General features: G+C 61.5%; 19 protein-coding genes and 5 pseudogenes. 11 read left to right on the forward strand and 13 right to left on the reverse strand.

What is annotated here, in order from left to right; genetic code table 11:
* Positions 1-8: 8 nt before the first annotated feature.
* The 3 genes from DBIPINDM_RS09795 to DBIPINDM_RS09805 all read right to left on the reverse strand — a co-directional run bounded on the left by DBIPINDM_RS09795 (position 9) and on the right by DBIPINDM_RS09805 (position 3588).
* Complete coding sequence (locus DBIPINDM_RS09795; protein WP_258585535.1) at positions 9-1331, reverse strand: ABC transporter substrate-binding protein; 1323 nt, start codon at positions 1329-1331, stop codon at positions 9-11.
* 26 nt (positions 1332-1357) lie between these two features.
* Entirely contained in the window at positions 1358-2371 is a 1014-nt protein-coding gene (locus DBIPINDM_RS09800) for an SIS domain-containing protein (protein ID WP_136620640.1), read from the reverse strand.
* 188 nt (positions 2372-2559) lie between these two features.
* Positions 2560-3588: a LacI family DNA-binding transcriptional regulator gene (locus DBIPINDM_RS09805; protein WP_258585536.1), complete on the reverse strand. Its 1029-nt coding sequence runs from the start codon at positions 3586-3588 to the stop codon at positions 2560-2562.
* Here DBIPINDM_RS09805 and DBIPINDM_RS09810 point away from each other — a divergent pair.
* Positions 3574-3993: a hypothetical protein gene (locus DBIPINDM_RS09810; RefSeq protein WP_258589484.1), complete on the forward strand. Its 420-nt coding sequence runs from the start codon at positions 3574-3576 to the stop codon at positions 3991-3993. The two genes, DBIPINDM_RS09805 and DBIPINDM_RS09810, sit on opposite strands and share 15 nt — an antisense overlap.
* On the opposite strand, the pseudogene DBIPINDM_RS09815 reads toward DBIPINDM_RS09810, so the two are convergent.
* The 4 genes and pseudogenes from DBIPINDM_RS09815 to DBIPINDM_RS09830 form a co-directional block, all read right to left on the reverse strand.
* Positions 3955-4161: pseudogene (locus DBIPINDM_RS09815) on the reverse strand (DDE-type integrase/transposase/recombinase); the annotation flags it as partial. The gene DBIPINDM_RS09810 and the pseudogene DBIPINDM_RS09815 sit on opposite strands and share 39 nt — an antisense overlap.
* A 119-nt stretch (positions 4162-4280) precedes the next feature.
* Positions 4281-4595, reverse strand: a pseudogene (locus tag DBIPINDM_RS09820) (SDR family oxidoreductase); the annotation flags it as partial.
* A 387-nt stretch (positions 4596-4982) separates the two neighbouring features.
* Positions 4983-5601, reverse strand: a pseudogene (locus DBIPINDM_RS09825) (tyrosine-type recombinase/integrase); the annotation flags it as partial.
* 280 nt (positions 5602-5881) lie between these two features.
* Positions 5882-6655: an IclR family transcriptional regulator gene (locus tag DBIPINDM_RS09830; RefSeq protein ID WP_258585537.1), complete on the reverse strand. Its 774-nt coding sequence runs from the start codon at positions 6653-6655 to the stop codon at positions 5882-5884.
* Between the two features lie 152 nt (positions 6656-6807).
* Here DBIPINDM_RS09830 and DBIPINDM_RS09835 point away from each other — a divergent pair, with 152 nt between their 5' ends.
* The 8 genes from DBIPINDM_RS09835 (at position 6808) to DBIPINDM_RS09870 (ending at position 15299) form a co-directional block, all read left to right on the forward strand.
* The gene (locus tag DBIPINDM_RS09835; RefSeq protein ID WP_258585538.1) at positions 6808-8358 is read left to right on the forward strand and encodes an aldehyde dehydrogenase family protein; all 1551 of its coding nucleotides are present in this window, start codon (positions 6808-6810) and stop codon (positions 8356-8358) included.
* Between the two features lie 13 nt (positions 8359-8371).
* Positions 8372-9715: an NAD(P)/FAD-dependent oxidoreductase gene (locus tag DBIPINDM_RS09840; RefSeq protein WP_258585539.1), complete on the forward strand. Its 1344-nt coding sequence runs from the start codon at positions 8372-8374 to the stop codon at positions 9713-9715.
* A gap of 42 nt (positions 9716-9757) precedes the next feature.
* Positions 9758-11068: an aspartate aminotransferase family protein gene (locus DBIPINDM_RS09845; protein WP_258585540.1), complete on the forward strand. Its 1311-nt coding sequence runs from the start codon at positions 9758-9760 to the stop codon at positions 11066-11068.
* 263 nt (positions 11069-11331) lie between these two features.
* Positions 11332-12075, forward strand: a complete 744-nt coding sequence (locus DBIPINDM_RS09850) for an amino acid ABC transporter ATP-binding protein (protein ID WP_258589237.1) — start codon at positions 11332-11334, stop codon at positions 12073-12075.
* Complete coding sequence (locus DBIPINDM_RS09855) at positions 12072-12713, forward strand: amino acid ABC transporter permease (RefSeq protein ID WP_258585541.1); 642 nt, start codon at positions 12072-12074, stop codon at positions 12711-12713. Before DBIPINDM_RS09850 ends, DBIPINDM_RS09855 begins: the two co-directional genes overlap by 4 nt.
* Complete coding sequence (locus tag DBIPINDM_RS09860) at positions 12710-13372, forward strand: amino acid ABC transporter permease (RefSeq protein WP_258585542.1); 663 nt, start codon at positions 12710-12712, stop codon at positions 13370-13372. The genes DBIPINDM_RS09855 and DBIPINDM_RS09860 overlap by 4 nt, the downstream gene beginning before the upstream one ends.
* 86 nt (positions 13373-13458) lie before the next feature.
* A complete protein-coding gene (locus DBIPINDM_RS09865) occupies positions 13459-14274 on the forward strand; it encodes a substrate-binding periplasmic protein (protein WP_258585543.1) in 816 nt (271 codons plus the stop codon).
* A gap of 77 nt (positions 14275-14351) precedes the next feature.
* Positions 14352-15299 (forward strand): 3-hydroxyacyl-CoA dehydrogenase family protein, encoded by a 948-nt coding sequence (locus DBIPINDM_RS09870; RefSeq protein ID WP_258585544.1) that lies wholly within the window; start codon positions 14352-14354, stop codon positions 15297-15299.
* Positions 15300-15855: 556 nt separating this feature from the next.
* On the opposite strand, the gene DBIPINDM_RS09875 is transcribed toward DBIPINDM_RS09870, so the two are convergent.
* Entirely contained in the window at positions 15856-17049 is a 1194-nt protein-coding gene (locus DBIPINDM_RS09875; RefSeq protein ID WP_258582558.1) for an IS91 family transposase, read from the reverse strand.
* 3 nt (positions 17050-17052) lie between these two features.
* Complete coding sequence (locus tag DBIPINDM_RS09880; protein WP_258582557.1) at positions 17053-17958, reverse strand: tyrosine-type recombinase/integrase; 906 nt, start codon at positions 17956-17958, stop codon at positions 17053-17055.
* 503 nt (positions 17959-18461) lie between these two features.
* Between DBIPINDM_RS09880 and DBIPINDM_RS09885 the strand changes: the two genes are divergently transcribed.
* Complete coding sequence (locus DBIPINDM_RS09885) at positions 18462-18818, forward strand: Lrp/AsnC family transcriptional regulator (protein ID WP_258585545.1); 357 nt, start codon at positions 18462-18464, stop codon at positions 18816-18818.
* 324 nt (positions 18819-19142) lie between these two features.
* A pseudogene (locus DBIPINDM_RS09890) lies at positions 19143-19286 on the forward strand (site-specific integrase); the annotation flags it as partial.
* A gap of 393 nt (positions 19287-19679) precedes the next feature.
* Here the strand turns inward: DBIPINDM_RS09890 and DBIPINDM_RS09895 are convergent.
* From DBIPINDM_RS09895 to DBIPINDM_RS09910, 4 genes and pseudogenes are all read right to left on the reverse strand, one after another.
* Positions 19680-20117, reverse strand: coding sequence for a hypothetical protein (locus DBIPINDM_RS09895; RefSeq protein ID WP_258585546.1), 438 nt, complete (start codon positions 20115-20117; stop codon positions 19680-19682).
* Positions 20118-20422: 305 nt separating this feature from the next.
* Positions 20423-20548: pseudogene (locus tag DBIPINDM_RS09900) on the reverse strand (IS6 family transposase); the annotation flags it as partial.
* 658 nt (positions 20549-21206) lie between these two features.
* Positions 21207-21881, reverse strand: a complete 675-nt coding sequence (locus tag DBIPINDM_RS09905; protein ID WP_258585547.1) for a protein-L-isoaspartate(D-aspartate) O-methyltransferase — start codon at positions 21879-21881, stop codon at positions 21207-21209.
* Between the two features lie 544 nt (positions 21882-22425).
* The gene (locus DBIPINDM_RS09910; protein ID WP_258585548.1) at positions 22426-23223 is read right to left on the reverse strand and encodes a phosphodiesterase; all 798 of its coding nucleotides are present in this window, start codon (positions 23221-23223) and stop codon (positions 22426-22428) included.
* Positions 23224-23614 lie beyond the last annotated feature (391 nt).

Here is a 23614-nt window from a genome sequence, read left to right on the forward strand (position 1 = left end):
GGTCTGTTCTATTTGGCTGCGGATGCGGCCTTGCGCACCTCGTCCATCACTTGCTCAGGCGTCATCGAACCACCCGCCAGCGCCTGCAGGCTGGACAGCCAGACGGCGGCGACGCGCGGCGGATTGGCCGTGTCCAACCAGGGCATGAGGTACGAGGCCGCGTTGATGTCCTTGAGACCGTCGACCACAGCCACGCTCATGTTCGATTCCGAGGCGCCGCCGATGGTGGCGCTCGGCTGGCCATAGGGCGGCGCGGACAGGACCTGCGCGTTTTCCTTCGAGGTCACGAACTTCATGAAATCGATCGCCAGCGGGATGTTTTTCGACGCCGCATTGATCATGTAGCCCTCTGGCGCACCCTCGATCGACTTGGGGTCGCCCTTGGCGCCTTCCGGTACGGGCAGTCTGAAAAAGCCGAAATCGGCAGGCTTCAGCGCCGAATCCGGCGTGGCGGCCTGATCGAACTCGATGATCTCCTGATAGTACATGGCCGACTGCGCGTTGGTGAAGGCCTGGAGGGCCGAGGCATAGGACGTGCCATTGACGCCGGCGCCATCGGTGCAGCGCTCGACAAGCTGGCTGAACTGCTTGAGCGCCGCGACATAGCCCGGATCGCTATAGTCAGCGGTTGCCGGATCGAAGTCCTTTTCCAAAGTCGCCTGCGGGACATTGTAGGCGAGCAGCTGGCCCGCGAAGTGGATTGCCGGCCAGGCCTCCTTGTTGCCCAGCGAGATCGGCGTTGCGCCGGACTTGCGAATTGCATCGCAGCTGGTCAGCAATTCCTCGAAAGTGGCCGGCGCCTTCAGGCCGAGCTTGGCGAATATCTGCTTGTTGTAGCCCATGAACTTGGCGTCCTGATACAGCGGTATGCCGTAGAGTTTGCCATTGTACTCGAATGCCTTGACGGCTGCGGGAGAGAGCGTCTTGCCCCAGTCGGTATCGGGGCCGATGACCGCGCTCAGGTCGACGGCGCGATTGCCGCGCACGAAGTTGCCACCCCAGCTGCCCGTCCAGGAGAAATAGACGTCGGGCAGCGAATTCGAAGCGACCAACGTCTTCGTCTTGCCCTTCACGCTATCGTCGCTCTCCTGGATGAGCTCGACCTTCACGCCCGGATGGAGCTTTTCATAATCCTGCGCCAGATTGACGAAATAGGGCGACAGCTGCTGCAGCCCGAACTTGGTCAGGATCGACAGCGTGCCGCTGTATTCCACCTTGGCACTAGGGTCGGCCGCGACAGCCGGCGAAGCGGCGGAACTGCCACTCATCGACAGCCCCAATGATGATACCGCGGCCACTGTGACCGCCACGACTTGCAGTGAACGTTTCATAAGCAGCTCCTTCTGAGGTGAGGGGATCAGTATTCAACGCGTTTGTAGTAGCGACGGGTCGTCAGCGGGTGGTTGCGCAGCACCTCGAGATGCGCGCTCAACCGCTCGAGCAAGGTGGCGAGCAGCACAGGCGAGATCATGCCGCGCACCTGCTGGGAGATACCCGGCAATTTGACCGAGGCAGCATCCAGCGTGCGAACGCGATCCGTGTAGCGTCTCGCGAAGTTCTCGACCCGGTCGGCCAAGGGGCGAAGAGCGTCCTCGCCCTTGAACACGAAGACGCTGACGCCCGGCTCGACCAGTTCGAGCGTGCCGTGGAAGAAGTCCGCGGCATGCACCGGGCGGGTACGGATCCACTGCATCTCTTCGAGGATGCACATGCCGTAATAGTTTGCTTCCGGCCATACCGAGCCGGCACCGGTGAAAATGTGATAGGTCTCGTCCTTGATGGTCGCGGCCAGTTCGGCGGCCTTGTCCTCGAAGGCGGCTTTCGCATCGGCGAGCAGGCCGGGCAACTGCTGGAGTTCGGCGACAGCCGCGTCGAAACCATCGTATTCGCCGCGCTCGGCCAGCAATGCCAAGACGATCAGCAGCGTCTGCAGGTAGAATGATTCCGAGGAGGTGTCGTCCTCGGCGAAGTTCGTGAAGTTGTGGTCGGCTTCCCGCGCGATCGGCGTGTCCAAATGTCCGGTGAGCGAGATGGTGCGCACGCCTCGCTTCTTCAGGAAAGCCATCAGTTCGACGCCTTCCCTGGTCGTGCCCGACAGCGACGGGATGACGACCACGGCCTTGTTGTCGAGACCGGCCGGCGGATCGAGCACGACCTGGGCCGGATATTCGGCGCTCACCGGAAAGGTGGAGTAGCGCTTCGCCAGCTCGATCGCGGGAAGCGTCAGAAGCTGCACGCCGCCGGTCCCCATGAAAAATAGACGCTCGACGCCTTCCGCAAGCAGCGTGCGCATCAGCGAGCGCGCCTCGCCGGCGATGGAAACGGCCCCACTCTGGATCCTTATGAAGCGGTCCTTGTCAAAGTTCAGCATGTCGTTCTTCCTTTACTCGGATGCGGCAGAGCCTCTGCCTAGGCGCAAGCGCCGATGCGCCGTCTAACCAGTCTTCGATTAATTCGGATGTGAGATCGATCTCACATGGCGATAATGGGCACGAATTTTCGCGGTTGGCAAGTCCCCTCGCGATGAAATTTGTCGAAACCGAAAGATTCTGGTCCCGGTCAGCGCCCGTGGATCTGTGCGACCGAACCACGAACAATCAGGCGCGTCGGGAACCGGACATTACGCGGCGCAATCTTCTTGCCGGCTAAGCGTTCAAGCAGAAACTTGGCGGCGAGCGGACCGATCTCGGAGATAGGCTGGGCCACGACCGTGATCTGCGGGTCGGTGAAGGTGGCGAGATTGAAGTCGTCGAAGCCGACCAGCGACACGTCGTGCGGGATCGAAAGCCCCATTGAGCGCAGGCCTAGAAGCGCGCCCTGGGTCATCAGGCTGTCCACCGTGAACAGAGCCGTCGGACGGTTGCGGCGGCTGAACAGGCGGATGGTTGCGTCGACAGCATGCTCGACTGTCGAATGCGACACGCTGATCAGCGATTCGTCGAGCGCTATGCCATGCGACTGTAGTGAATTCTGATAGCCCGCGAGGCGTTCCTGCGCGGTGAAGATGCGTGAGTCATCGCGCAACAGGCCGATACGGTCGTGCCCATTGGAAACGAGGTAATCCAACGCTTCGCGCGCGCCGCCTTCATTGTCGACGACAACGCTGTCGCATTGCAGTTCCTTGACGACGCGATCAATCAGCACGACCGGTGCGCCTTCGTGCGCCAGCTGCACGATGTGCTGGTTGTCGGTCGCCGATGTCGGCGCCAGAATGAAGCCGCGGATGCTCAGCGAGCGCAGGCTCTCCAGCAACTCCTTTTCCTGCTCGACGTTCTCCTCGGTGCTGGCGATCAGAAGATTGTGGCCATGCTTGCGCAGCTCGACCTCGATGTCGTGCGCGATTCGGGCGAAGAACGGATTCTGGATGTCGCCGGGCACGAACCCGACGATCGGCAGCTGCCCACTGCGCAGCGCCTGCGCGACGAGGTTGGCCCGATATCCTAGTCTTTCGGCGGCCTCGATCACTCGAAGGGCGGTCTCGTCGCCGACGTAACCATAACTGTTGAGCGCCCGCGCGGCCGTAGCGCGCGACACCTTGGCCGCTGCGGCTACGTCCTTCAAGGTGATCCCTTTTTGCGTCACTGGCATTCCTCCTGCGACCTGCGCATTGCGTCAGATCGCCATTCTCGGCTCGGCATTGCAGCCACCGTTGTGCCGCATATCCGCGCGTTCTCAAACTGCCAACACTTGTTTGCGCACATTCTTTCCATAAATGCCTCGTCGCCGATTTGGGAAGAAGCGCCACATCTGCGTAGACCGTCCTTCCTGCGAAAGCAGGGTTACGCCATGACCATCCGCCGGCAGACCGTCGAGCACCCGTCCGGAACGCTCAAGGCATGGATGGGCAGTACCTATTTTCCCGATCAGGGCCCCCGAAAAGGTCAAAACCGAGATGAGCTGGTTCTGTTGCAAACTTTTCCTGAGCCCCCGGAAGGGCGGAATTTCAGCGTTGTTTCACGCGGCGGCGAGGATGTCGAACTGCTCGGCCAATGAGGGATTGGGATTGAAAGCAAAACTCGCCTGCCGTTTGCGCATCATGTGGACCATTTCGATACCGTCGAGGATGATGCTGGCGGTTGCGAGAGATTTGAGGCCGAGCATCGGCCGCACACGCCGCTTGATCCGCCGATGGTTCTGCTCGATCCGGCTGTTCAGGTACTGGTGTCAGGCTGGCGCTGTATCTCTCCGATAAGGCCGGGCACAGAGAACACTTCATTGAAATAGCCATCGATGCTTGCAGGACCCACGGACGGGTTCACGGCAATTATCTGGGTGCCAGGGGATGCAGGCAGACGCTCGGCGCCCACGATCGAAAGGGCGATGTGGTGCTTCACGCCGGCCGTTTTTTCTGCTGCGAGCAAGTTCCGGCCAGAGGTCTCGAAGAACTCCAGAACGGCCTTGTCCTCGAAGGAGGGCGAATTCGCCAGGTCGATGACAACCTGCGCTCCCGCGAGTGCTTCGGAGAGACCCTCGCCGGTAATCGTGTTGACGCCGCCGTTCGGTGACGCTGCGAACACGTCATGGCCCTTCTTACGCAGCCTCTCGACTGTCTTCGAGACGATCAGTCCGGTGCCACCAATAACAACGATCTTCATGACGTACTCCTCGTTTGTGGTTCAGGTTTTATGGTCTGATCGAGCGGCCAAGAGGCCGGCGCATCACTTGTCTTCGTTCGAGACAGTGCACCGGAGCTGCTGGTCCAGACTATCGACCGGAAGCATCTGTCATGCGATGCGAAGGTCTAGGACAGATGCGTCCGTTGAATGGGGACACTAGTCAGCAAGGAGACAGTGACTTTAAGCCGGAATGCCCTCCGGGAGCGGTCAGAGGCATTCACCATCGAGGTCGGCTGAGAGGGCCGCTTTCGGCCAGTTGCAAAATTGAACTCTTCGACCGAAATTGGGCGCTGAACCGCTGGGCCGAATACGAAGCGATGACGAACCCGCGCGACTCACCCGAGGCCGCCCTCGTTCAGATTTCAGTTCCCTCGCCAGCGTCAGTGCATCGTCGACGTCGACGCCGAGATACCGGATGGTGTTCTCAATCTTGGTGTGGCCGAGCAGAATTTGAATTGCCCGGAGATTCCCGGTGGCCTTATAGATGATGGAGGCCTTGGTACGACGAAGCGAATGGGTGCCATAATCCTCACGGCGAAGGCCAATCGCCGAAACCCGTTCATCGACTAGGTGCGCATACTGCCTAGTACTCAAGTGGCCGGCATGATCGACTCGACTAGGAAAGGCAAAATCGTCGACCGTTCCACCCCTAGGTTCGAGCCATGCAAGTTGGCTCGCTCGGGTGTCTGCCATCAGTTCGAATTGGAATGGCCTGCCAGTCTTCTGTTGCACAACCATGGCCCCGGGTCCGAACCTCCGGGCCACGCACCAACGTGCCGATGTTGAGCTTCACCAGGTTGGAACCACGCAACTTGCTATCGATCACAAGATCGAACAGCGCTCGGTCCCGTGATCGACCTTCGGTCGAGGAAGAACCGGATTTCCCAAATCTGACGAACCTTCAGAGGTCGTTTGACGCCCACTCTCTTGCCTGCGTTCCAAGCGGGATGGCTTGTCCTGCGAGATCATACTGCGAATGTCCCATATCGTTTCTCCTCTGCCACTATTGGCCAGAGCACAAACGTTCAGGAGAATAGTGGCCGGTAGCGGACTGGCAGCTTCTCGCGGCCGAAAAACGATCGCGGACATTCAACCGGGTGGATCCAAGGTCTCAGATTGACCCTTAGCGGCGATCAACCGTCAACCTGGGAAAATGCCGTCTCAGCTTTGGCCAAATGACCTGGCTAACATGGCAGACCAGAATTAGCACCGGAGCCTTTATCCAGGTGACTGTGTGTTGGTACCAACCACAGCGGCGACCAGCGCTAGTCGGGCTCAAAGGCCAGCGACTTTGCCAATTGCGCGGCAGTGTGCTTCAGGTCGGCGACATGTCGCTCAAACGCCTCGCCGACGATACGATGATAGGGTCCGGTGAGGCCGATGGCATAGATCACACCCATTGCCTTGGTATGAATGGGGCAGGCGATGGAGGCTAGACCCTCCACGTGTTCCGCCATGTCGGTCGCGTAACCCTTTTCACGGACAACCTCAAGCTCCTGCCTGAGCTTGGCCTTGTCGGTCGTTGAATTCGCGGTGAGGGCTGCCAGGGGCTGTTCGAGCAGCGCCGCGACGACCTGTTCTTCTTGCCATGCCAAGATTGCCTTGGCGGAGGCGGCCGCGTTGATGGGCATGATGCTGCCAGGAACCACGTATGTCCGGACGGGCGTGTCCGGCGCTTCACTGTTGACCGAGCGGATCTGCAATCCGGAGAGTTTGACGATGAAGCAGGACTCGCCGGTCTTGTCAGCCAGTGCCTGAAGCGGCCGCTTGGTCACGATTTCTATCCAGCTGCTGTCGGACGACGTATGCAGCAAGCGCAGGAGCCGTCGCCCAAGCACGACATTGCGGCTTTTGATCCCGCTCGCCGCGATAAGGCCCGCCTCGTTCAACGTCTTCAACAGCCGGTTCACGGTGGTCTTGGGTAGGCCAAGCATGGACTCGACATCGCTCGCCGCCAGTCCTTCCGGGAATGGTGCCAGCACTTCAAGGACGGATATATATCGCTCCAGCGGCCCGTCCGTGTTTGTCAGATCGTCCATCTCAGCACCAGCGTTGCCCGTTGTCGTCAAGACAGGGTTAGCGCAGGACGGTTCCACTTTCTAGGCCATCCGACCAATAAGTGGTCCCAGGCTTGACAGCAAACATTGAGTTCCGATAAACGGTACTAAGTACCAATAATCGGGAGTTGGCGATGCTGGGTTCTTTGCCGAGAGTGACCTATTCAAACACCGGAACGGACTTCTCCGGCGTTCATGACCGGCTCGACCAGATGATTCCAGACTTCGAAGCCAAGGGGCTTGTCCGGATCTGGACAACCGAATTCGCCAGCGGACCATCCTATTCGGTTGTGAGCCCCATCGACCGTGCTCTGGTGTTGGGCGAGTTTCCTACTTCGACGGTTTCCGATGTCCAGGCCGCGATTGCCACAGCCAGTGCGGCGGGGCGGGAATGGTCCGCGCGTTCGCTCGCTGAGCGGCTGGATTTTGCATCGCGCTGGGCACAGGCGCTGGGGGCCGAAAAATACAATCTGGCGCTGGCAGCACTCTACGAGATCGGGAAATCGCGCCTCGAGGCCGTCGGCGAGGCCGAAGAGTGCATCGACATCGTGGCCTACTACCGACGCGAGATCGAGCTTCGTAACGGCTACACCCAGCCGATGAACGAACTGGTGAAGAACGAGACGACCAGGAGCGTTCTGCGTCCCTATGGCGTATTCGGCGTGATCTCGCCTTTCAATTTTCCCCTGGCGCTCTCGATCAACATGATCTGCGGTGCGCTGCTGACGGGAAATACGGTGGTGTACAAGCCATCGCGCGGCTGCGCGCTCACCGGCCTGATGCTCGCCGAGACACTCAAGGCGGCCGGCTTGCCTCGTGGTGTGTTCAACATCGTGATCGGCGGACGTGTCGTTGGCGAAACAATCGTAAACTCCGCTGGCGTCGATGGCATTGCCTTCACCGGTTCCTATGAGACCGGCATGGGCATTCTTCGTCAATTGGTGGCGCAGGATCATGCCAAGCCCCTGATCGCCGACATGGGCGGCAAGAACCCGGCCTATGTGACGCGGAACGCGGAGATTGTGGTCGCCGCCGAAGGCGTCGCCCGCTCGGCGTTCGGTCTGCAGGGACAGAAGTGCAGTGCCTGTTCGGTCGTCTATGTGGATCGGCTCGTCAAGGACACATTCGTCTCTGCGATTGAAGGGTTTGCGGCGACCTTGCGCGTCGGCGACCCCCGGGGGCGCGAGCACTTCATGGGGCCGCTTTACGATGACCAGAGCGCCGCACGCTTTGTCTCCGCCGTCGAGGAGGCACGTTCGAGAGGCAAAGTCCATTTCGGCGGCAACCGCGTCGATGGCCTGCCTGGCAATTACTTTACTCCAGCCATTGCCGAACTCGGCGCGCAGGATCGGCTGACCAAGGACGAACTCTTCATGCCTTTCCTGGTCGTCCGACCAGTGGACGACCTGCAGGCCGGCATCGAAGAGGGCAATGCCGTGAACTACGGCTTGTCGGCGGGTGTTTATTCCCGGGATCAGGCCGAAATCGACTATTTCATGGCCCACGCGGAAGCCGGGGTCCTCTATGCCAACAGGTCGAGCGGCGCGACGACGGGCGCCTGGCCGGGCTCCCAGCCTTTCTGCGGCTGGAAAGGATCGGGGGCGACCGGCAAGGGCGGCCTGGGGCCGCACTATCTGCCCCAGTTTACGCGCGAGCAGAGCCACACCGTGATGCACAAGCGCTGATCGGGACAGGAAGATGATATCGCCAGATCATTCAATCACGGCCGAAAACATGCGGTTCGCCCCATATTGGTGGGATGCGGCATGCCCTTCCGCCAGCGAGAACGGCCCGCTTCCGCCGGTGGCGGACGTCGTTGTCGTAGGATCTGGCTATACGGGACTGCGGGCAGCACTTCTCTTGGCGCGAGCGGGACGACAGGTGGTTGTGGTCGATCGCGAGGATCCCGGTTCGGGTGCAGCCCGCCGAAACGCCGGCTTTCTCGGCCGGGTTCTTAAGAAGTCGTTCCTCGGGCTGCGGAACAGTCGTGGCCTGGAGCACGCAACCCACGTCTACCGGGAACTCGATCAGGCGTACCAGACCCTGATGGTTTTCATCGCGGAGGAGGAGATCGATTGCTTTGCCGCGCGTGATGGTCGCTTCATCGGAGCGACCTCGCCAGCGCACTATGAATTGTTGGCGCGGGAGCTGGAGGCCGTCAACAAGCACCTCGGCCTGCCCTATGCGATGGTGGGACGGCACGAGGTTCGCAAGGAGCTGGCCACAGATATCTACCACGGCGGCGCCACCATTCCCGATCTCGGCTCGTTGCATCCGGGGTTTTATCACCAGGGCTTGCTGGAGAGAAACGCCGCCGCCGGTGTCATGATCCGGGGGCAGACCGACGTCACCGGGATCGTGCGCCAAAATGGTCCTTACCGCTTCCTGGTTACAACCACCGCAGGCAATTTGGCTGCGCGCGACGTGATCGTGGCCACCAATGGTTACACAACGGCGCGATTGGGCTGGTGGTCGCGACGCGTCATTCCCTTCCAAGGTTATATGGCTGCGACCGAGGAACTTGCGCCCGAACTCGTCCGCAAGATCATCCCGCATCGGCGCGTGGTCATCGATACCGATACAAACATCGACTTTTTCCGGCCGGCGCCTGACAGCAACCGCATATTGCTCGGCGGCGCAACGGCCGGCGGCATGCAGTCGGCTGATGAAATCGCCCTCAAGTTGCATGCCATCATGGCGCTGGCGCTACCGGACCTACGGCAGGTCAAGCTCAGCCATGTCTGGACTGGATTTTGCGCGGGTACGTTCGACCTCATGCCTCATGCCGGCGGGCGGGATGGCCTGTGGCATGCCATGGGCTACAATTTCGCGGGCGTGACCATGGGCAGCTATCTCGGCCACAAAATCGCTCAGCAGATATTAGGCGACCCGGAGGGCCGAACCGTCTTCTCCCAAGATCCGTTTCCGACCATGCCGTTCTACCGCGGCAAGCCATGGTTCATGCCGGCCGCGATGAAATATTTCGACTGGAAGGACGGGAAGACCGCACGCACGCCGCTGGACAGATTGAAGGCGCACTGAAGCAAGGCCCTACGGGTATGTTTTCGAACCGAGAGCGACAAGATGAACTATCCTGAAACGTCTCCTGAATCCGCCAGGCTCTACGAACGGGCGAAAGTGGTGATGCCGGGTGGCAACACGCGCACGACGGTCTATTTCGACCCTTTCCCCATCTACGCGGTGCGGGGCGAAGGTTGCCGGATGTGGGATGCGGACGGACATGTCTACATCGACTGCATCAACAATTTCACGTCGATGATCCACGGCTATGCGGCGCCCTCGATCAACGCGGTCGTCAGCGCCCAGCTGGCATTGGGGACCGCGTTCGGCGCGCCCACATCGAGCGAGATCGATCTTGCCGAACTGCTCGTGGCGCGCCTGCCAGCGGTCGACCAGGTTCGGTTCACCAACTCCGGCACCGAGGCGGTGATGATGGCGATCAAGGCAGCGCGTGCCTTCACCGGCCGACCAAAAATCGCCAAGATCGAAGGCGCCTACCACGGATCCTATGACTACGCCGAGGTCAGCCTCGATTCACGGCCCGACAACTGGAGCAAAACACCCGCCTCGATCGCCTATGCCAAGGGAACGCCGCAAGGTGTGCTGGATGATGTCCTCGTCCTGCCCTTGAACGACATCGCGACGGCGCAGGCAGTGATCGCCGAACATGGTCCGCAATTGGCGGCGATCCTGATCGATCCGCTACCCAACCGCGCTGGACTTATTCCGGCACGGCGGGACTATCTGGCAGCGCTGTCCAAGGCAGCGCGAGCCGCTGGCGTGTTGCTGATCTTCGACGAAGTCATCTCGTTTCGGCTCGGCTATTCCGGTGCTCAAGGCCTGTGGGAGATTGCACCCGACCTGACCGTTCTGGGCAAGATCATCGGCGGCGGGTTTCCTGTCGGCGCCGTTGGTGGGCGCGCGGATCTGATGAGCGTCTTCGATCCAACGCGTGGCAAACCGGCGCTGCCACATGGCGGCACGTTCTCGGCCAATCCTGTCACCATGCGTGCCGGGCTGGCGTCCATGCAAGCGTTGACGCCGGCCGTTTTCGAGCGGCTCGACAGGATTGGCGAGACCGTGCGCCAGGGCATCAACGCGTCGTTTGCCCGGCATGGTCTGGCCGGCGTCTGCGTGGGCCTGGGTTCGCTGTTCAGGGTTCACTTCACCGATCAGCCGGTGACCGACTACCGATCGGTCTATCCGAATGCCGAAGCGCGCCGGAAACTGGGCAAGTTTCACATAGCACTACTCAATCGCGGCATCCTCGCGGCTGGCTACGGCTTGTTCGCGCTCTCGACGCCTATGACCGACAGTGACGTCACCGAGATCATCAAAGCAATCGATGAGGCGCTGGCCGAAGTGGCCGCTTGACGATCTGCAAAACTTTGTTGCTTTTTCCGAAAATAGGAACAAAGTACCGATAAACGGAACTATCAGCCTCTGTGCGTCATGAACCCGGTTTGTGACGGAGGCGGAGCTGCGCCCAAAACAAAGCCACGCCGCCGGGCGTCGCAAGGATGAGACAGATGGATGTACAGCCAACCAAGCGCAGTCGGGCCAAGCTGGCAAAACCCCTGACGGTGACCGCTGCGGTCGATGGATCGAAGCAGCCATTCGCCGATCAGGAAAAGCCAATCGTTAAACTGAGCAACATTGTTGTCGAATACGGTAAACACCGGGCGGTCAACAACGTCTCGCTTGATATCCAGCGCGGCAAAGTGGTCGCCATCGTCGGACCGAGCGGGGCCGGTAAGAGCACGTTGCTGCGCTCGATCAACCTCCTGGAACGACCCGTGTCGGGCTCGATCGAAGTGTGCGGCCGCCGGTTCGACGCCGGTGCTCCGATCGCGGACCGCACGCTTATGGATCTGCGACGGAGCACCGGCATGGTGTTCCAGTCGTTCAACCTGTTCCCGCATATGACCGCGCGCAGGAACATCTCGCTGCCCCAGCAGCGCGTGCTGGGTCTCAGCCGCGCGGACGCCGACGCCAGAACCGACCAGCTTCTGGCCCGCGTGAAGCTGAGCGCCAAGGCGGGCTCCTTTCCATCGCAGCTGTCGGGCGGGCAGCAACAGCGCATCGCCATAGCACGCGCGCTCGCGATTGGGCCCGAGGTAATGCTCTTCGACGAGCCGACATCGGCACTTGATCCCGAACTTGGGCTGGAGGTGCTCGCTGTCATGCGGGAACTGGCCGCGGAGGGCATGACGATGATTGTCGTGACCCACGAGATCACCTTCGCCGCCGATGTGGCCCATCGCATCCTGGTCATGGCTGACGGCGCCGTGATCGAGGACGGGCCGCCCTCGTCGGTGCTGAAGAACCCGACCTCGCCGCGCTCCCGTGAATTCTTCCGAGCGATCCGGGACCGCCAATGACCGAAACCCTGCAAACATTGTTGACGGGTGTTCCCTGGACCATCGCGGTGACGTCAGTCGCCTTTGCGATCGGCGCCCTGCTCGGGATCCCCCTGGTTCTCATGCGGCGATCGAAGTCTTTCCTGCTTCGCCTGCTCAGCAGGACCGTGATCGATGTGTTGCGCGGCATTCCACCGATCGTCTGGCTGTTCATTCTTTTTTTCGGCATCGGCACGTCAGCCGTCGAACTGAACCCCTTCGAGGCATCCGTCATCGGCCTTGGGCTGGTTTCCGCCGCATACCTGGCTGAAATCTACCGCAGCGGATTCCTGGCGGTCCATTTCGGCCAGGCGGAAGCGGCAACGGCGCTGGGCATGTCGAAGCCTGATGCCCTGGCGCTCATCCTGGCACCGCAAGTGATGCGCGTGGCCATTCCTCCGGCCACCACTTACCTGATCAGTCTGCTCAAGGACTCGGCGGTCGCATCCACCATCGGCGTCTCCGACATTTCGTTTCGAGCGTTCCAGCACGCGCAAAGCAGCGGCGGTGGTCTGACGCCGTTCATGCTTGCCGCGGTGCTTTACATCCTGCTGTCCATTCCCGTCGTCTGGCTGTCGCGCTCCGTCGACGCCCGGCTTCGCAAGCGGGTGTCGCGATGATGGAAACCCTGACCACTTGGTGGGGCTGGGTTCCCCAACTTGCCGCCGGCCTCTGGGTCAGCACCCAACTGCTCTTCTGGTGTCTGCTGTTCGGGCTTCCGGCCGGACTGGTGCTGGCGCTCACCTCATCCAGCGCGCTGCGAGCCGTCAGGTGGACCAGCATCGTCCTGGTGGAGATCGGCCGTGGCGCCCCGGCTCTGGTTGTCCTCCAGATGGTGTATTTCGGGCTGCCGACGGTCGGGCTCACATTCGCGCCGTTCTTGTCGGGTGCGATTGCCCTGTCGCTGACCACCGCTGCCTATACCAGCGAGATCTTGCGGGCGGGGCTGCAGTCTGTTCCATACGGCGAAGTGGAAGCCGCAATGGCGCTTGGCATGCGCCGTCGCGACACGCTCCGCTATGTGGTTATCCCGCAAGGTATCATGGTGGCCATTCCGGCGCTGCTTGGCTTCGCCGTTCTGATGTTTCAAGTAACGTCACTGGCATTCACAATAGCAATCCCAGAATTGCTTAGCCGAGCCTATAGGATCGGCGCGTCGAACTTCCGATACCTCGACGTCCTGACCGCATCTGGCATGCTTTACCTGACCGTAATCTTACCCTTCGGCTGGCTGGTCAGTCATATCGAACAACGTATGAGTCGACATCTAACCAAGTAACTCCTTGCACGTGTGGAGGGAGGTGCAAGGACATCCCGCAATACAGATCTCGAAATCACTCAAAAAACCATGCAGGAGAATGAACAATGACTATCTTAAACAAAGTCGCCGTCGCGGCAGCTGCTGTCATCGTACTCGGGACGCATATCGCGAGTGCCAAGGACTGCAAACCACAGTTCAAGCTCGATCCGGTCAAGGCGGGAGTGCTGACAGTTGCCCTGACCAACACACCGCCCTACTCGTTCGAGGACAAAAGCGCAGTCGCCGGCATCGACGGCGACCTTGTCAACAGCTTCGCGGCTGAAAACTGCCTGACGGTGGAATATCAGATCTACACCTACCCGGCAGCCGTTTCGGCGATCCAGTCAGGCAGGGCGGATGTCGCCATCGGAGGCTTCTATCGCACGGCTGCTCGCGCCAAGGTCGTGGCGCTTAGCGTGCCGGTCTACCTCGATCAGATCGCGGTGGAATCCAAGAAAGGCTTCGAGTCCGTGGATCAGCTGCACGGCCATGCCGTCGGCACGATCGAAGGCTATGCCTGGGTCAACGATATGGAAACGCTGTTCGAAGGATCGCGCACCTATCCGTCGTCGCTCAATCTGGCGCAGGATGTGAGGGCCGGGCGCCTCGATGCAGGCCTCGAAGGGTTCGGCGCGGCGTTGATGTTGACCCAGGGTTCGGACGTCCAGGTGAAACTACTGCAGGCAGATCCGCGGATCGCCGCCACCACGCTTGCCTCGCAGACAGCCTTCCTGCTGCCCTTGAACAACAAGGACTTGATCAAGGCGATGGACACGACGCTGACGACCTATCATGGCGACGGCACGGTCGTGAAGGCGCTTGAGACTCATGGTCTGCCCGCATCGGCTGCCGATGTGGGCGAGGCGCGTGTTATCCAATGACACGGGATTGATCGTCGACTTTCAGGGCCCGGGGCGCGCAGCGTCCTGGGCCGTCACACCGGTGCAGGGAGATGATGATGGGTGTAGACAGCCGTATCGCCGCAGTGATCGGCAATGGTGTCATTGGCCACGGAATTGCCGAGGTGCTCGCAAAAGCAGGCTGGTCCGTGCGCTTGATCGGCAGGAGCAAGGACAGTCTGGCTCGGTCGCAGGAGCTGATCGGCCAGAGCTTGGCGGAGTTCGTCGATGCCGGCCTATTGAAGCCGGAAGACGCCAAGGCCGCGCTCGCGCGCGTCGAGCCTCATACAGAGATCGCTCAGGCGGCGTCCGCCGAATTGGTCTTTGAGGCGGTTCCGGAAGACATGGAGCTCAAGCGCAATATCTTCGGAGAACTCGACCAGATTTGCGCGCCGGAAGCGATCCTTGCTTCATCGAGCGGTCATCCGGCCAGCGCGCTCGACACGCTTGCCACCAAGAAAGAGCGTATCGTGGCGGCGCATTTCTGGTATCCGCCGCAGTTGCTGCCGCTGGTGGAGGTGTGCGGCAGCCCACGGACCAGCCCCGAGGTCATCGAACGGATCTGCCGGGAGTTGAAGGCGGCAGGCAAGGAACCGGTGGTCATTGACCACGAACTCCCCGGGTTTATCGGCAACCGGATTCAGTTCGCGGCGTTGCGCGAAGCCTGGTCATTGTGGGCCGCGGGCTTTGCAACAGCGGAAGCAATCGACGCGATCGTCCGGAACTCGATCGGTCGCCGGCTGGCGGTGACCGGTCCCATCGAGTCTGCCGACTTGGGCGGGCTCGACACGATGTATCACTTTGCCAACTTCCTGCAGCCGCACCTCGACGTTTCTTCCGGACCGCCGGACGCGATTGGGGCACTTGTGAAGGCCGGGCACCGTGGCGTGCCGACAGGGCTTGGCGTTCGCCAGTGGGGCGACGGAAAAGGACAGGAACTCATGTCCAAGCGCCGTGCGGAACTGATCCGCTGGCTCAAGGCCGATGCGGTGGCTTCATCGGGCTGACAGACCTTCGTTCTCGTCGCCCGACGGGCGGCGAGGTTCGCATAGTGTTTGAACGAGGCGGGACTTTCGGAAGGTGACGATAATCCGGCGTGCTCCATTTCGAGCATTGCCAAGATGGATAATCCTGGTGCAACTCGGCCGTTGTCGACCCTGCCGCGACGGCATCGATGAACGCTTATGGCGCAATAGAGACCTACAGCGCGGTCCCTTTGACTTCCGCTTTCAGGAAGCGGCAGCGATTGTCTAATGGCCAATATGCTGAAGGGTTTCGGGTGCCGAGAGGCGTACGAAAGCCTCTCATGCAGGAACCCGCGGGCCACAGTTGATGGCTATGGGGATTTTAGTTTGCGGCTGATGTCGGCGACGGCGTGACCGCCCCCGTTAGGCGACGCGGTGGACACGGACGGACCGCTCAGTGAAGCCTCCGCACAGCCTTGTAGCCTCTGCGCGCAGGCGGACGGGGCCCTGCGGGCCTCGCTGAGCACCATGGGCGCGCGTGGGTCCGTCGCCGCAGGTTGAGCGCCTGTGGCTGGAGGCTGAATCAGACCATGCCGGGTCATGGAGCGGTCTCCCGGATCGGTGCCGATGCGTTCGGAGGTCCGCGCGGCTGCCTCCTCCACCGTTCGAACACCTCGATGACGATCATGCGTCCGCCACAGCAGGAGCATGGCGGCCGGAAGTCCTCTGGTTCGGGTGTGTGGTCATCGGACGGGGCAGCGACGCCCAGCAGTTCGCGGGCGCGTGCGAGGCTGGCCTTGTGGGCGGAGCCGGCGAGCAGGCCATAATGTCGGATGCGATGGAAGCCGCGCGGCAGGACGTGGAGCAGGAAGCGGCGGATGAACTCATCTGTGGCGAGCGTCATGACCTGCTGCCGGTCGGTGCCGTCGCGGCGATAATCCTTGTAGCGGAAGGTGACCCCAGCCTCTTCGAAGGCGATCAGGCGGCGGTTCGAGATCGCAACCCGGTGGGTATAGCGCGACAGATAGGCGAGCACCGCCCCGGGACCGGCGAAGGGCGGCTTGGCGTAGACCACCCAGCGCTTCTTCTTGACGGGAGCCAGGTGGCGTAGGAAGGCCCGACGATCGGCGAGGTGCGCCGCCGATCCGAAGAAGGCGAGCCGACCGGCGTCGTGCAGCGCGACCAGTCGGGTCAGGAACAGACGGCGGAACAGCTTGCCCAGCACTCTGACTGGGAGAAGGAAGGCCGGCCGCGACGATATCCAGCGTGACGCGTCCGGCGTGATGCCGCCGCCCGGCACGATCATGTGGACATGAGGATGGTGCGTCATTGCCGAGCCCCATGTGTGGAGCACGGCGGTGATGCCGATGCGCGCGCCGAGGTGCTTGGGATCCGCCGCGATCGCCAGCATCGTCTCCGATGCCGCCTTGAACAGCAGGTCATAGACCAGCGCCTTGTTGTGGAACGCGATGACGGCGACCTCGGCGGGCAGCGTGAACACGACGTGGAAGTAGCCGACTGGCAGCAGGTCGGCTTCGCGCTCGGCGAGCCATGTACGCGCGGCCGCGCCCTGGCACCTGGGACAGTGCCGGTTGCGGCAGCTGTTATAGGCGATCCGCCATTGGCCGCAGTCCTCGCAGGCCTCGACGTGACCGCCGAGCGCCGCGGTGCGGCAATGCTCGATCGCCGACATCACCTTGAGCTGGATGAGGCTCAGGTGACCTGCATGGGCGGCCCGATAGGCGGGGCCGGCAGCACGGAAGATGTCGGCGACCTCGACAGAGGTGCGCACGGCTCAGCCGGGCGGCGTCTTGTGTTCCATCAGCGCCATCAGCCGGTCGAGCGGCCCTGCGACCGCATGGATCGTCCGCGTCGAGACCTTGGTGTAGAGCGCGGTGGTATCGAGCTTGCTGTGGCCAAGCAGCACCTGGATGACGCGGATGTCGACATCCTGTTCGAGCAGATGAGTGGCGAAGCTGTGGCGCAGCGTGTGCGGGCTGACGCGCTTGCGGATGCCGGCGACTTCGGCTGCTTCCTGGACCGCGCGATGCAGTTGCCGCGACGAGATCGGCGCCGTGCAGCTGCGCCCTGGGAACAGCCAGCCATGCGGGAGCATCACCCCGCGCCGCCTGCCTTCGCGCCACCACAGCCGCAGCAGTTCCAGAAGTTGCGGCGAGAGCATGGCGTTGCGGTCCCTGCGTCCCTTGCCCTGTTCAACGCGGATCAGCATGCGTGTGCTATCGATGTCGTCGACCTTGAGGTGCGCGACCTCGGACACGCGCAGACCAGCGCCATAGGCGACACCGAGCGCGGCCTTGTACTTGATGCCCGGCGCCGCTTCGAGCAGCCGCGCCGCTTCCTCCACGCTCAGCACGTCGGGCAGCTTGCGCTGATACCTCATAATCACCAGCGCGCGCGCCAGATCCCGCCGCTTCAGCGTCACGAGGAACAGGAACCGCAATGCCGAGACCGCGCCATTGATCGTCGCAGGGCCGACGCCGCTCTCATGCTGATGCAGCTGGAATCGGCGGATGTCCTCAGCCGTCGCAGTGTCCGGCGAGCGGCCAAGGAACACAGCGAAGCGCCGGACGTGACGAACGTAGTCCTGCTGGGTATGGGAGCCCAGGCCACGCATGAGCATGTCGTGCTGCATGCGCTGGCGAAGCGGAGAGATTGGTGCATCGGTCGACAGGGTAGCCATGGCGAGTTCCTCGTTGAAGGGAACTCCATGGTCAGATCGACGCCTCTACCCGCTCAAGTCAAATGCCTGTCGCGCCATCTCAGGTCGAGGCGACCCTCCCGCGAAGCGGGTTCGTGCATGCGGCGCATACCGGCCAAAACCCACGATGAACCGAGCGGGCTGAGTGCTGCCTTCGGAGGGCAAGGCACTCCCCTACGCCTGATTTCGTAGGCAGGACGGACTCGCTACGCTAGCCGCAGCAGCGAAGTCGGAACTGGCAGCTCGATGAGTGGGGGAAAGGCGGTAGCGCTCTCCCGCTACCACTACTACTACCTAACAATATGATATTGTTGTCGATTTTTGGCGAACAGGGTCAGGAGTACCGACTCCGACAGGCCTGATTCCTCTCAACTGGTTGATAATAAAGACGTATCGTCTCGGGGGTTCAAAACCCCGCCGCTACCATATAGCCTGAACTTGAAATTGCGGCTGCCATTGCGGGCCGCAGCCTGCTCAAAAAGGAGATGCCGTCATCAGATGGCATCTATACGGTTACGCGCGAGCTTCATGACCGGCGATCCGGCGAGATCATCGGCTACACGGTTGTTTTGCGTGCCGACGCGGTGGATCAGCGCATCCGTGGCATCATGCTCGTAGAGATTGAGGGCCACGCTGCCGACCGCGTGATCCGGGCGCTGGGTGGCTTGCCCGAAGTCTCCAACATCCACACGACCAACGGCCGCTGGGATCTGGTGGTCGAGCTTGGAACGGCCTCATTGCCTGATTTCGATGCTGTGCTACGGCGCATTCGGCTCATAGCCGGGATAATGGGCAGCGAAACCTGTTTGCTCCTGGCGACGCCGCGGACGACCCGAGCATGACTGACCTAGCTGTGGCGGGTTGTCAAAGGCAACGGATTTAGCAGGTTCTATTATTGCGCATTGCCTCGCCCATCCGGTAGGCGCTCGAGAAGGACGCGCACGTCGTGCGGCAGCGTCTCCGGTTGGGGTGCGGTCAGCCCTAAGGTCGTGCAGGTCTATTGCGACTGCGATCTAACACTCGTTCAGTTGATGGCCCTCGCGGGCCGACTGGTGCCGATCATACCAACCGCGGATGATACGATCAGCCACCATGGCAACTAGCGCAATCGGCAAGCCGGAGGTGAGACCGAGCCCGGCGCTCGCATTGCCGAGCGCGATGTAGACCTGCCTAGCCTTACTGATGGAGAAATTCGCCGGGCATTGAAGCAGGCGGAGCAAACCGGAAAACAGCTAAGCCTCGTCGATGGCGAAGGACACGGCACCGGCCGTCTTGTCTTGGTCCTAAAGCCTATGCCAACGCGGGTCACTCTGATTTTGCCCATCTTTGCTTGACATTGGCGCCCCAGCTTTCCCTGGTGGTCGGCTCGAAGAGGATTAGAATATCTTGGACGCGATGTTGCATCCGATCCAACCTTTTTACAGAACACGCGCGACAGCCCGCAGGTCAATTCCAGGCTTGTCTGGCGACGCGTCGGCGCGTTCATTCACCGGCCGGCAATCGCCCTGCAGAGTTCGGCGCAACAGATGGTGCAACTCAGCCCAGCAGACCTCGACGCCGCTCTCGAAAAGGACCTTGGATAGTCATGACCGCACCATCCCTAATGGAACGCAGCCTTCCCGCGTGGGGAGCGCTTGCCTGCGCTCGGCTGCGGCTTTCCATGCGAGCCGCTTCAAAAATGATGCTGCGAAACGGCGCCGGCTTTATCCGACGAACGCCTCACGCATCCGAGCGAACATGCCGGGCTGTTTCCCGGCAATCGCCGCACGGATGTGACGGGCGGCCGTTGCGGCGCTCACCGTCGCGCCGAAATGACAATAGCAGATGATCTCATGCAATTGCCTGTCGGTCAGTTCGAAGAACCGCTTCGCTTCGCCGTAGTTGTCGTTTTCCAACCCGGCGGCGCGCAGGACAGGATCCTCGAAAGCGACTGAGATCGGCGAGCCGTCGCCGCGCATGGCCACGCGTGCTCTAACCGGCTGATACTCGGTCTGAGGCAGCGTCGAGAGGCGCCGGTCAGGGTTCCGTTCAAGGAGCTCCGCCCAGCGTTCAAGACGTTCGCTGCGCGACATGGCCTGGCGCAGGTAGTCCTGATCGATCTCGGCGACCATCTGCAGTTGCTCGATCGTTTGGTGCTTCATGTTGGCCTCCTATTCGGACGATAGTTGGCCCACCCATATCCTTCTTATTACCTGCGGCCAGCGTGACTCCAACGGAAGGTGAAGTCCAATCACGATGATGCCTGGAGGGCTTCGTTCACGAAGATGTGGAGGCTTCGCAAAGTTCCGGCCATTAATTTGGCGAACGCGGTCAAATGCGCGGTTGTTCGACGATGTCGGTCTGGAGTCTGTGCCGATCGAGGTGATCGATGGGCAGAGTCTGTACTGGAGTGCCCCGGCTCCATTGCTGGCCGAGGCAGCGGGATCAAGGGAGTGGCAGTTTAGCTTCGAAAACGCCGAAGGCCGGGCCGATGCGAGTTCTCCGCCGGGTCGTTGGGGCCCTTGTGGCTCCAGTGTACGACTTCCGGCACGACCTGGCGCCTGGCTACTCCGTAAGATCGCAGTTTGTCCGTGTCGAAACCATTATCGAAGTTACCCGGCCCGATGGCGGAGTGTTGCGGATTGCGCGCGATCCAAGGACCGGTCCGTCCAACAAGTTGAGCGGAAGCCATCTCAGAAACGGTCCAGGCTGTGCGTCGTCAGGATCGTAGCCGAACCAGCGAAACAGCCAATCAGGTGTCCCCTCCTTCGACCTTTAGAGACTGAGCAGTCAGCTGCCGCCAAGCGAGAATGACGATCACTCTCACTGCCGCGGCGCTGGTATCGGTGTGCCGCCAAACCAACCAGCCGCATACGCAATCACGACCAATACCACGATCACGGCTACCACGCCGTACCAGAGGCGCCTGTCCTTGAGATCCATCTTACCTCCTGCCCGCTACGTGTTGGCCACTACGCGAATTCCTTGAGCCTTTGGCCGTCATTTCCCAGATGAGAGACCCATTGCCCTCGTAGGCACACAGTGGGCTGGATAAGGGTCTTTGAGAAGCGCGCAATACGACCGCGCCGGCATGATCGCCAGCGGCGCGACCGGCGGCTGCAGGCGTGCTCGACGAGTAGCGTTGCGGCATGGATGTCAAAAGATCGGCGATGCCATCCAGCGCCCGTGTGATCGATGCGGCGCGCGTTATCCTGATATTCCAGCACGGCTCCGCGCAGCCGCACCCCTCATTAGACCGTTTCGAGCCGACTGAACCGAACTGGGATGAGTTTCCGAGTCTTGAGTTGCCCTGCCGCATCCTTGTCGATGACAGTCAGCAACTGGACTTTTTCAGATCCCACAGGCAGAACCAGGCGTCCCCCTGGCTTGAGCTGCTCAAGCAAAGCCGGCGGCGTCGGCTTAGCCGCCACCGTGACCAAGATCTTGTCGAATGGGGCGTGCTCAGGCCAGCCACGAGACCCGTCTCCGACACGAATGCCGACATTGGAGGAGCCGAGGCCCTGCAGGAGAGACTCGGCATAGCTTGCGAATTCTTCGATGATTTCGACGCTCCAAACTTGCCCGGCGAGTTCCGCGAGGATTGCGGCTTGGTAGCCCAGGCCGGTGCCGATCTCCAGCACCGCCTCGTGCGGTTGGGGAGCAAGGAGATCGGTCATGAGAGCGACGATGAAGGGCTGCGAGACGGTTTTGTCGAAGCCGATCGGCAGCGGCATGTCCTCGTAGGCATAAGGCGCAAACGGGGCTGGCACGAAGCGATGCCGCGGCACCCGCCGCATCGCTGCCATCACCCGCTCATCGAGCGTCGCCTTTCCGAGTTCTTCGCTTGCAAGGTCGGCATGGATTGCAATCACCTCGACCATGTGCCTGCGTAGAACCGCGAGGTGCTCTTCGTTCATCGGCTTCATGACGGTGGGGCGTTCCTCAACCAGTCTGCTGCCTGATAGCCTTATACCCTGTTCGTCTTGTCACAGTAACCATGTCGTCGAGAACGCGGCTTCGGTTGGGGCGGGTTGTACCGCCCTGCTATTTCGTCGCCGTCCTTGGTGCTCTCCCGTTCCTCGCACCGGGGGTGGAACGGCGTGCGCATCAGAAGCTCGCCAGCCAGGCGACAACACCGATATAGCGGATCGCCAGCCAGTTGAGCACCAATAGGCCGAAGGCCAAAACGACGCCGAACCCTGCGCTGTCGCTCACCGGCTCCTTCCCGTGCTGATCGTGCGTGATCTGGTGATTGACGATGACCGAACCTGGGCGAGCCAGCAGCGCTATTCGCGCTGCAGGCGAGCCGAGGGCGAACGCCGGCACAGCCGGCGCGGCGCTTCCGTTGCATTTACGCCGCCTCCGGACCGTCACTACTGCGCTGTTTGGATGCGCGTTCCGGCCTCCGCTTCCGCCGAGGCCAGCAGTAGCGGCTCATTTCTCGAGCTTCCACGGACAACCGGAATAAAGCTAAAAATCGCGACTCGGTCCGTAGTCGCCGATTGGCGCGACATGCGAGACCAAGCCGGTTTCGGGCGACCAGGCGTGGAGCGCAAAGCCCGGAGGCTCGAGGATAAATCGGATGGGCTGGCCCGGGCGAAGATCAAGCGCCAGCTGATGCGCCACTCCGGGCACAACGAAGCCGATCGTGCCGGCCCAGCGACGGGTGATGGGGCGATGGTGATGGCCGGCGACCACGCATTCAATTTCAGGATGGCTTTCGACAAGCCCCGCGAATGCGCTGTCGGTTCGGCACATCGTCGCGTCCATCCCGCTGACACCGGTAACGAAGGGTGGGTGATGCATGAAGACCAGCGTCGGACGACCGTCGCCTTCAGCGAGACGATCGGCAAACCAAGCCGCTCGTGCAGCGCAGATAGCACCGCCGACCTCTCCCGGCACCACCGTGTCGAGGCCGATGAGCCGAACCGGAAAATCCTCGACAACGTAATGCAGAAAATCCTCAGCTTGGCGCAGATAGGGATAGGCCGCGGCGAGGCCGTCGCGCATCGTCTCGCGCCGGTCGTGATTGCCCGGAATGACGAATACCGGCATTGCCAGGCGGGACAAGATATCAACCACGAGAGCGTACTCGTCCGGGCCCCCGCTATCGGCAAGATCGCCCGTGACGAGGACGCAATCGGGAACAGGGTCCAGGGCAGCGATCGTGGCAATGGCGCGCCGCGTCATGGCATTGGTGTCGATGCCAGCATATACTATTTGGCCAACGGGATGGACATGGAAGTCACTAATCTGCGCAACGAGCATGGAAAGAAGTCCAAGCGGAGGGATAACGGGGGGCCAGTTGGCGCCCGTGCGGTGAATGGAGTGGCGCCGATGCGGATCGGTACCTTACCTGCTCCGAAGCCGTGAGCTTTCGGAGCCCTGCTATCTCATCGGAGCCTGAGTTTCCTGGCAAGGCGTTCGGCCCATCCTCGGGGGGAGACCGGCAATTTTGCTGGGGTAAATTCCGCCCCTTGATCGAGGTAATCCATTCGATCGTCGCGTCCATGACGAAAACGCCCGTGTTGGATCGGACCTTGCTGCCAATCCCTGTAGACACTACCCCAGCAAAATTACCGGCCTCACGATTTACATGTCCAAGGCAACAGCTCCGAGGCACGGCTTTCACCATTGGGCACATCTGTGGCAGCCGAGG

The sequence above is a fragment of the Mesorhizobium sp. AR02 genome, from assembly GCF_024746835.1.
Lineage (GTDB): Bacteria > Pseudomonadota > Alphaproteobacteria > Rhizobiales > Rhizobiaceae > Mesorhizobium.

Excerpts from the sequence above, each read along its gene's own strand:
- DBIPINDM_RS09795 (WP_258585535.1), bottom strand. The coding sequence starts at position 1,331 with ATGAAACGTTCACTGCAAGTCGTGGCGGTCACAGTGGCCGCGGTATCA.
- DBIPINDM_RS09800 (WP_136620640.1), bottom strand. The coding sequence starts at position 2,371 with ATGCTGAACTTTGACAAGGACCGCTTCATAAGGATCCAGAGTGGGGCC.
- DBIPINDM_RS09805 (WP_258585536.1), bottom strand. The coding sequence starts at position 3,588 with ATGCCAGTGACGCAAAAAGGGATCACCTTGAAGGACGTAGCCGCAGCG.
- DBIPINDM_RS09830 (WP_258585537.1), bottom strand. The coding sequence starts at position 6,655 with ATGGACGATCTGACAAACACGGACGGGCCGCTGGAGCGATATATATCC.
- DBIPINDM_RS09835 (WP_258585538.1), top strand. The coding sequence starts at position 6,808 with ATGCTGGGTTCTTTGCCGAGAGTGACCTATTCAAACACCGGAACGGAC.
- DBIPINDM_RS09840 (WP_258585539.1), top strand. The coding sequence starts at position 8,372 with ATGATATCGCCAGATCATTCAATCACGGCCGAAAACATGCGGTTCGCC.
- DBIPINDM_RS09845 (WP_258585540.1), top strand. The coding sequence starts at position 9,758 with ATGAACTATCCTGAAACGTCTCCTGAATCCGCCAGGCTCTACGAACGG.
- DBIPINDM_RS09855 (WP_258585541.1), top strand. The coding sequence starts at position 12,072 with ATGACCGAAACCCTGCAAACATTGTTGACGGGTGTTCCCTGGACCATC.
- DBIPINDM_RS09860 (WP_258585542.1), top strand. The coding sequence starts at position 12,710 with ATGATGGAAACCCTGACCACTTGGTGGGGCTGGGTTCCCCAACTTGCC.
- DBIPINDM_RS09865 (WP_258585543.1), top strand. The coding sequence starts at position 13,459 with ATGACTATCTTAAACAAAGTCGCCGTCGCGGCAGCTGCTGTCATCGTA.
- DBIPINDM_RS09870 (WP_258585544.1), top strand. The coding sequence starts at position 14,352 with ATGGGTGTAGACAGCCGTATCGCCGCAGTGATCGGCAATGGTGTCATT.
- DBIPINDM_RS09880 (WP_258582557.1), bottom strand. The coding sequence starts at position 17,958 with ATGGCTACCCTGTCGACCGATGCACCAATCTCTCCGCTTCGCCAGCGC.
- DBIPINDM_RS09885 (WP_258585545.1), top strand. The coding sequence starts at position 18,462 with ATGCCGTCATCAGATGGCATCTATACGGTTACGCGCGAGCTTCATGAC.
- DBIPINDM_RS09895 (WP_258585546.1), bottom strand. The coding sequence starts at position 20,117 with ATGAAGCACCAAACGATCGAGCAACTGCAGATGGTCGCCGAGATCGAT.
- DBIPINDM_RS09905 (WP_258585547.1), bottom strand. The coding sequence starts at position 21,881 with ATGAAGCCGATGAACGAAGAGCACCTCGCGGTTCTACGCAGGCACATG.
- DBIPINDM_RS09910 (WP_258585548.1), bottom strand. The coding sequence starts at position 23,223 with ATGCTCGTTGCGCAGATTAGTGACTTCCATGTCCATCCCGTTGGCCAA.